Here is an 8,239-nt window from a genome sequence, read left to right as displayed (position 1 = left end):
GGCGTCGAGCGCGATCACCAGAAAGCCCAGTCCGGCGATCCGGCTCAACATGCGCAGATACGCCCGCCGGCTCAGCGCCAGGCCGTGCATGAACACCAGCGGCACGCCGCGGCCACCGACCGATACGCCCACCTCGTGGCCGTCGTCGAGCTCCAGCAGGTGGTGCTTCAGCCGGATCCGCGGTTCGGTTTCGGCGGGCGGTGTCACCAGGGTGTCGGTCATGGCTCCTCGCTAGCGCATCTACCTAATACCCGAACATCATGGAACGAACCTCGCACGGCATGCGAGCGCCAACACTGTGGCATTGACTACTCTTCGCGGCTAGTGTGACCCGGGACCATTTTCCCACGTCAACGCGACATGGTCGGCGGTGCCGCAAATCCGCAGGCCGAGTTAGTCGAGGGGCGATATCACCAGGGCAGGGCGCGGGAAACGCCACCTGGCGCTGGACTCGTCGAGGCCATCATCGATCTCGGCGGCGACCTCCTTGAGCTCGGTCGCGTCGCCCACCACGTTGAGCTCGGTCGCGTCGGCGACCGCGGCCAGGCTCAGCCGGGTCAGGATCACCCCGTCGTCGCGACGGATCTGCGCCATCTGCCCAACCAGCGCGTCGATGGCCGCCGGGTCGAGGCGACCTCGCAGACCTATCAAGGTGAGCGGTTTGTAGGTGGCGATGGCGGTAACGGTGTCTTCACCGCGATCTGTTGTCATGTCGGCCAGAACGAGTTGGGGCCATTCGACATACGCCGCCACGGTCGCAACTGTCTCTGGGACACCCACGACCAGCTGTCCGGCCCGCAATGCCACGGCATGCCGGATTGTTCGCTCGCCGACCCCGTCGCAGTGCACGACCATTTGCGCCGGCCGAACACCGGCCGACACGGCCAGCGCAAGATCCTCGTCCGATCCCACCCCGACGGTCAGCCGGTGACCCCTGACCCACTGCGGCGCGCCGGGAACCGTCAAATATTTCGCCGGGTACGTCAGTTCGGCCTGCTTGAACGCCTTGCGGTACAACGAGCACAGGTGCAGCGGGCCGTCCGTGTCGGGGACGGTGCGGACCAAATCGAACAGAGTCATCGAACCGGCTTTCGGACGGGCCGTCGTTGCCGCGGCTTATACGGCTTATACATCGATGACTACGCGGGCCAATGCGTGCCGACGCGTCGCCTAGCGCTTCCTTGACGGTCCAGACCCGAACCTTGACGCGATGTTTACGACCGGCCCCGGTTACGCCGCCGCGGGCCTTGCGACGATTGAACCGGTCGACACCAGCACCCTGGGCCGGGGATACCGCATTACCTCGCACCCATCATCGACGGCTTCGTCGATGCCGACCAGAAGCTGGCGCAATTCCATGCCCCAGTCGCCGCAATCGAGGCCGAGCCGCGTCAGCACCAGCCCGTGCCGACAGCGCAGATGCGCCATCTCGCCGACCATGTTGCCGATCGCGGCGGGACAGCTGATCGACGCATGCTCATCCATCCCCACCTTGACGTGCAGCCCATGCAGCTCGAGGTGGCGATGGTCGAGAACCACCCCTACCGCCTGATCGGCGTCGCGGGTCGCGAACGGGAAACCGAAGGAGGCGGGAGCGTCCGGGGCGCTCGGGTCGGTCATCCGAACCAGCAGACCCTGAGTCCGCCGATCGACGCACGCGGCAACGAATTCGATCTGTGCGATGGAGCCCACGATCACACGGCCAACGCCGAGGTTGACCGCACGTCGAAGCTCGGCATCGCACAACACGTCGGCGTGCACCACCATCCGGGATGGGGTTATCCCGTTCGCGATCGCGATAGCGAGTTCTTCGCTGGTATGCACGTCGATCGCCGCACGCTGTTGCCGGGCCCATCTCGCCAGCCGATGGTCCCGCAACGTCCTCGCCGGTAAGGCAAGCTCGGTCATCGGAAAGGACTTGCGCAACAAGTCATAGCGTCGCAACGTGTACTGCGAAACCGGATGCCGTGGTCTTGCGCCGGGTCGGATCAACGGATCGATGGCACCGCCCGAGCCCTGAATCGCTGCCCGGCGAGTGATCCCCGTGTCATAGCGCCGTAGCGCGGCGTCAAACCGCGGTTTCATACCGGCAAGCACCGAGAGAAAAATTGCGGACAACTCACTCAACACCTTTTTCGTGTGCCGAGCCCCGACCTCGCGTCGGGGACCAACCGATCCAGAGTTACGCGCGCGCAACGAGGTTGGCCAGCGCCCTAGCGCTCCCTTGACGGCCGGGCTCAGTTCCTTAACGAACCTCTTACGTCACCGCACGGCGTCGGCGACTGGGCCCAGAGCCATCGCGGGCAGGTACTCCAGCCCCACTATGAGCAACGTGGCACCGGCGATCAGGGCCACGAACGTCGGCTTGTAAGTTCGCAGCGTTCCCGCGGTCACCACGCCTTGTCGTTGAACCGCGAACGTACCCGCGATCGCCAGCGCGGCGATGATCGGGAGAAATCGCCCTACCACCATCGCCAGCGCCAACGCCACGTTGTACCACGTCGTGTTGCCGCTGAATCCGGCGAACGCGCTGCCGTTGTTGGCCGCCGAACTGGTGAACGCGTACAGCACCTCGGAGAGCCCGTGCGGCCCGGGGTTGAGCATGGCAGCCCGTTGAGCGGGCAGCGCCATCGCCACGGCCGTCCCGATCAGGACCGCGGCCGGCAGGGCCAGGATGTAAAGGCTGACCAGCTTCATGTGGCGCGCCTGCAGCCGTTTCTGGAGGTACTCCGGCGTCGTGCCGACCATCAGGCCGCCGAGGAAAACCGCCAGCAGCGCCATCATCACCAGGCCGTAAAGTCCGCTGCCGGCACCGCCTGGCGCCACTTCGCCCAGCATCATGTTCAACATCAGCACCGCACCCCCGGCGCCGACGAAACTGTCGTACGACGAGTTGGCCGCACCGTCCGCGCTTGCGGTAGCGACCTGGCCGAATAGGGCGCTGCCGGGCACCCCGAACCGAGTCTCGGTACCCTCGGCGGGAGCTCCGATGGCGTGGACGACCGTACCGTGCGCCACCGAGGTCGCGACGACAATGGCGACAATCCCGATCACGAACAGCACCGCGGCCGCGGCGAACAACGCCCAACCCTGCTTTCTGTCGCCGACCAAAACACCGAAGGTGCGGATGAACGCGACCGGAATCAACAGCATTGCAACAATTTCCACGACGTTGGTGAATGGCGTCGGGTTTTCGAACGGATGGGCGCTGTTGACGTTGAATGCCCCGCCGCCGTCGCCGGACATGAGCTTGATGGACTCCCACGGCGCCACCGGACCGCCGAGGATCGTCTGTTGACCACCAGCGACGGCCGAAACAGTCTGTGCACCATTGAAATTCGAGATAACCCCGAACGCCAAGAGGATGACCGCGACGATCACCGAGAGCGGAATCAATATCCGCACCACGCTGCGTATCAAGTCGACCCAGAAGTTGCCCAGTGTTGAGATCTGACGTGCAATCAGCCCCCGGATCAACGCAACGGCGACACACATTCCGACCGCGGCGCTCGCGAATGCCTGGACCCCGAGACCGACGGCCAACCCGACGTGTCCGAGCGTCGACTCTCCGGGATAGTTCTGCCAACTGGTGTTGGTGACAAAGGAGATCGCGGTGTTGAAGGCCAGCGCCGGCGTCATGCCCTTGTGGCCCCAAGGCTCCGGCAACAGCGTCTGGACCAGCAAAATCACGTACAGAAGCAGCACGCCGATCGCCGAGAACGCCAGGAGCGCGGTGGCGTATTTCGTCCACCGCTGCCGATCATCGGGCTGCGCGCCGATGAGTCGGTACATCAGACTCTCGACCCGCCAGTGCGCGGTGTCGGTGTACACCCGGGCCATGTAGTTGCCCAGTGGTACATGCAGGACCAGGACGAGCACCACGACGGCGAGAACCTGCAGCCAGGCTGCCGTCGTCCACTGCGATGAATGGTCGATGGAAACGACTCCCCTCGGCTCGGCGGGACACGCTGAGCCAACGCTAGGACGCCCAAAGCGAATGCAACTTCTGGTTGCGTAATCCCTACGTGATTCCTACGTGAAGCCGCGGGCCGTTAACGTAACCTTGACAAACAACCTCCAGGTCACCAGCCGTCGCCCGGTGCAGGCGCACAAACGCCGTAAAGGTGGCCGCCGTGACCGTAAAGAAACCATCAACGACCGATTCGCCGCGCGTCGCCGGGCCTAGTTTTTTGTTGGTTTCGGTTTAGTCCTTCATAGGGGGCACAGCGGACCCGTCGAATGGAGACGAAGTGGGTGTCTTGGTGTATATCGTGCTGACGGTGGCGATCTTCGCCCTGCTCGGCCTGGTGGTGAAGTTGGTCGAGGGCCTGTGAGCTACGAAAACATCGTTGGACTTGCGCTGGCCGTCCTTTTGGCGCTGTTCCTCTTCGCGGCCCTGCTGTTTCCGGAGAGGTTCTAGTGACTACTACAGCAGCGGGCGTTGTTTTCCTCACAGTGCTCGTCGTCGCGCTGGCCGTCGTGCACGTTCCGTTCGGCGACTACATGTACCGGGTCTACAGCTCCGACAAGCATTCTCGTGCGGAGCGGTGGATCTACCGCGCGATCGGTGCCGACCCCAAGTCGGAACAGACGTGGGGCGCGTACGCGCGCAGCATGCTGGCGTTCTCCGCGATCAGCATCCTGTTCCTGCTCATATTCCAGCTGGTTCAGAGCAAACTGCCGCTGCATTTGCATGATCCCGCGACGCCGATGACACCCGCCCTGGCCTGGAACACCGCGGTCAGCTTCGTCACGAATACCAACTGGCAGGCCTATTCGGGTGAGTCGACGCAGGGCCATCTGGTGCAGATGGCCGGCCTGGCGGTGCAGAACTTCGTGTCGGCCGCGGTGGGCATCGCCGTCGCGATCGCCCTGGTGCGTGGTTTCGCCCGCAGGCACACCGGCCAGCTCGGCAACTTCTGGGTGGATCTGGTCCGCGGCACGATCCGCATCCTGCTGCCGATCTCCGTGGTCGCCGCGATCCTGCTGATTGCCGGCGGCGCGATCCAGAACTTCCACCTGCACGACCAGGTCGCCAACACTCTGGCCGGAGCGCCGCAGACCATCACCGGCGGGCCCGTCGCCAGCCAGGAAGCCATCAAGGAGATCGGCACCAACGGCGGCGGCTTCTACAACGCGAACTCCGCGCACCCGTTCGAGAACCCCACCACGTGGACGAACTGGCTGGAGATCTTCCTGCTGCTGGTGATCAGCTTCTCGCTGCCCCGCACGTTCGGGCGCATGGTCGGCAGCAAGAAACAGGGTTTTGCGATCGCGGCGGTCATGGCGACGTTGGCGCTCATCAGCGTCAGTTTCATGAGCTGGTTCCAGTTGCAGCACCACGGCACGGTGCCGACCGCGGTCGGTGCGGCGATGGAGGGTGTCGAGCAGCGGTTCGGCGTCGCGAACTCCGCGGTGTTCGCCGATGCGACAACGCTGACCTCGACCGGTGCAGTCGACTCGTTCCACGACTCCTACACCAGCCTGGGCGGGTTGATCACGCTATTCAATATGCAGCTCGGCGAAGTCGCGCCCGGCGGCACCGGTTCCGGCCTGTACGGGATGCTCATCCTCGCGGTGATCACGGTATTCATCGCAGGTCTGATGGTCGGTCGCACACCCGAATACCTCGGCAAGAAGATCAACCCTCGCGAGATCAAGCTCGCCTCGGCCTATTTCCTCATCACGCCGTTGATCGCTCTCACCGGTGCGGCGATCGCGATGGCGCTGCCCGGTGAACGTGCCGGAATGCTCAACACTGGCCCGCACGGGCTGTCCGAAGTCTTGTACGCGTTCACCTCGGCGGCAAACAACAACGGCTCGGCTTTCGCCGGCATCAGCGTGAACACCGTCTGGTACAACGCGGCACTCGGTCTCGCGATGGTATTCGGCCGATTCCTGCCGATGGTGCTGGTTCTCGCGTTGGCCGGTTCGCTTGCCAAGCAAGGCACGACGCCGCAGTCAATCGGAACCCTGCCCACACATCGACCGCAGTTCGTCGGAATGGTGGCCGGCGTGACGCTCATCCTGGTCGCCCTCACCTTCCTGCCCATGCTTGCCCTCGGGCCCCTTGCCGAAGGGATTCACTAAATGTCCACTGACACCATCGATTCGACGGTGACGCCGCCGGAGAACGCGAACGCGCCCAAACGGGTCCAGGGCGGTCTGCTCGACCCGAAGATGTTGTGGAAGTCAACGCCCGGTGCGCTGCGGAAGCTCGATCCGCGCACGCTGTGGCGCAATCCGGTGATGTTCATCGTCGAGATCGGCGCACTCTGGTCGACGGTGCTGGCGGTCATCAGCCCCTCCTGGTTCGGCTGGCTGACCGTGGTGTGGTTGTGGCTGACCGCGATCTTCGCCAACCTGGCCGAGGCGGTCGCCGAGGGCCGCGGCAAGGCTCAGGCGGAGACGCTCCGCAAGACCAAGGCCGACACCATGGCCCGTCGTCTCACCGGATGGAGTCCGCAGACCCCTGGCAAAGAGGAAGAGATCGCCGCGCCACTGCTCAAGCAGGGCGACATCGTCGTGGTCGAGGCCGGTCAGGTGATTCCCGGTGACGGCGACGTGGTGGAAGGCATTGCGTCGGTCGACGAATCGGCCATCACCGGCGAGTCGGCCCCGGTGATCAGGGAGTCCGGCGGCGACCGCTCAGCGGTGACCGGTGGCACCACGGTGTTGTCGGACCGGATCATCGTGGAGATCACCCAGAAGCCGGGAGAAAGCTTCATCGACCGGATGATCGCACTCGTCGAGGGGGCTAACCGGCAGAAGACGCCGAACGAGATCGCGCTGAACATCCTGCTTGCTGCCCTGACGATTATCTTCGTGTTCGCGGTCGCAACGCTGCAGCCGCTGGCGATCTACTCGAAGTCTAACAACCCGGGCGTTCCAGACACGTTGGCGCTCACCAGCAATGGCGTGACCGGGATTGTCATGGTCGCGCTGCTGGTCTGCCTGATTCCGACCACGATCGGCGCGCTGCTTTCGGCCATCGGCATCGCGGGCATGGACCGGCTCGTGCAGCGCAACGTGCTCGCGATGTCGGGCCGCGCCGTCGAGGCCGCCGGCGACGTGAACACGTTGCTGCTGGACAAGACCGGCACCATCACACTCGGCAATCGGCAGGCGTCGGGGTTTATTCCGGTGGGTGGCGTCACACCGGACGCGCTTGCTGACGCCGCGCAGTTGTCCAGCCTGGCCGACGAAACACCCGAGGGCCGTTCGGTCGTCGTCTTCGCAAAGCAGCAGTATGGGCTTCGGGCCCGCACGCCCGGTGAACTGTCGCATGCGCAATGGGTGGAGTTCACCGCGGCCACCCGCATGTCGGGCGTCAACCTCGGAAACGGCCACCTGCTGCGCAAGGGCGCGGCCAACTCCGTTGCCGAATGGGTCCGCACCCACGGCGGAACGGTTCCGGGCGAGCTCGGCGACATCGTCGACGGGATCTCCGCGGCCGGCGGCACCCCGCTGGTGGTCGGCGAGGTCATCGACAGCAAGGCGTCGGTGCTCGGGGTCATCCACCTCAAGGACGTCGTCAAGCAAGGCATGCGGGAACGGTTCGATGCAATGCGCCGCATGGGCATTCGAACGGTGATGATCACCGGCGATAACCCGTTGACCGCCAAGGCCATCGCCGACGAGGCAGGCGTCGACGACTTCCTCGCCGAGGCCACCCCCGAAGACAAGCTGGCGTTGATCAAGCGCGAGCAGGAGGGCGGCAAGCTCGTCGCGATGACCGGCGACGGCACAAACGACGCACCCGCGCTCGCTCAGGCCGACGTCGGCGTGGCGATGAACACCGGCACGTCGGCGGCCAAAGAGGCCGGAAACATGGTCGATCTCGACTCGGACCCCACGAAGTTGATCGAGATCGTCGAGATCGGCAAGCAGTTGCTGATCACGCGCGGCGCATTGACGACGTTCTCCATCGCCAACGACATCGCGAAGTATTTCGCGATCATTCCGGCGATGTTCGTCGCAATGTTCCCCGGCCTGGATGTGCTGAACCTGATGCGGCTGCACAGCCCGCAGTCGGCGATCCTGTCGGCGGTGATCTTCAACGCGATCATCATCGTCATGCTGATCCCGTTGGCACTGCGTGGTGTTCGTTACACGCCGAGCAGCGCGTCGAAGCTGTTGTCACGCAACCTCTATGTCTACGGCCTCGGCGGCATCATCGCGCCGTTCATCGGGATCAAGCTCATCGACCTCGTCATCCAATTCCTACCGGGGATGTGAC

The 8,239-nt window shown here is 64.4% G+C and carries 6 protein-coding genes and 1 pseudogene; 3 read left to right on the top strand and 4 right to left on the bottom strand.

Going from position 1 to position 8,239, the window contains the following annotated elements:
- The 4 genes and pseudogenes from VE759_RS03755 to kdpA (VE759_RS03740) form a co-directional block, all read right to left on the bottom strand.
- Positions 1-222 (bottom strand): annotated as a pseudogene (locus VE759_RS03755) (hypothetical protein); the annotation flags it as partial.
- 171 nt (positions 223-393) lie between these two features.
- Positions 394-1,080 (bottom strand): hypothetical protein, encoded by a 687-nt coding sequence (locus tag VE759_RS03750; protein WP_324928366.1) that lies wholly within the window; start codon positions 1,078-1,080, stop codon positions 394-396.
- 150 nt (positions 1,081-1,230) lie between these two features.
- Complete coding sequence (locus VE759_RS03745) at positions 1,231-2,085, bottom strand: LysA protein (protein ID WP_324928364.1); 855 nt, start codon at positions 2,083-2,085, stop codon at positions 1,231-1,233.
- 177 nt (positions 2,086-2,262) lie between these two features.
- Positions 2,263-3,936, bottom strand: coding sequence for a potassium-transporting ATPase subunit KdpA (gene kdpA / locus VE759_RS03740; protein ID WP_324928368.1), 1,674 nt, complete (start codon positions 3,934-3,936; stop codon positions 2,263-2,265).
- Between the two features lie 394 nt (positions 3,937-4,330).
- Here kdpA (VE759_RS03740) and kdpF point away from each other — a divergent pair, with 394 nt between their 5' ends.
- From kdpF to kdpB, 3 genes are read left to right on the top strand one after another with little or no spacing between them, the layout of a single operon-like run.
- Positions 4,331-4,420, top strand: coding sequence for a K(+)-transporting ATPase subunit F (gene kdpF, locus VE759_RS03735; RefSeq protein WP_324928362.1), 90 nt, complete (start codon positions 4,331-4,333; stop codon positions 4,418-4,420).
- The gene (kdpA, locus tag VE759_RS03730; RefSeq protein ID WP_324928360.1) at positions 4,420-6,090 is read left to right on the top strand and encodes a potassium-transporting ATPase subunit KdpA; all 1,671 of its coding nucleotides are present in this window, start codon (positions 4,420-4,422) and stop codon (positions 6,088-6,090) included. The genes kdpF and kdpA (VE759_RS03730) overlap by 1 nt, the downstream gene beginning before the upstream one ends.
- On the top strand, positions 6,091-8,238 hold the full coding sequence (kdpB, locus tag VE759_RS03725; protein ID WP_324928358.1) for a potassium-transporting ATPase subunit KdpB: 2,148 nt from the start codon (positions 6,091-6,093) through the stop codon (positions 8,236-8,238). It begins immediately after the preceding gene.
- Position 8,239 lies beyond the last annotated feature (1 nt).

Origin of the sequence: Mycobacterium sp. (genome assembly GCF_035640695.1) — a bacterium.
Lineage (GTDB): Bacteria > Actinomycetota > Actinomycetes > Mycobacteriales > Mycobacteriaceae > Mycobacterium.
Note: the sequence above shows the minus strand (reverse complement) of the source record. Positions and strands in the feature narration are given on the sequence as shown.

Excerpts from the sequence above, each read along its gene's own strand:
- kdpB (WP_324928358.1), top strand. The coding sequence starts at position 6,091 with ATGTCCACTGACACCATCGATTCGACGGTGACGCCGCCGGAGAACGCG.
- VE759_RS03750 (WP_324928366.1), bottom strand. The coding sequence starts at position 1,080 with ATGACTCTGTTCGATTTGGTCCGCACCGTCCCCGACACGGACGGCCCG.
- VE759_RS03745 (WP_324928364.1), bottom strand. The coding sequence starts at position 2,085 with ATGAAACCGCGGTTTGACGCCGCGCTACGGCGCTATGACACGGGGATC.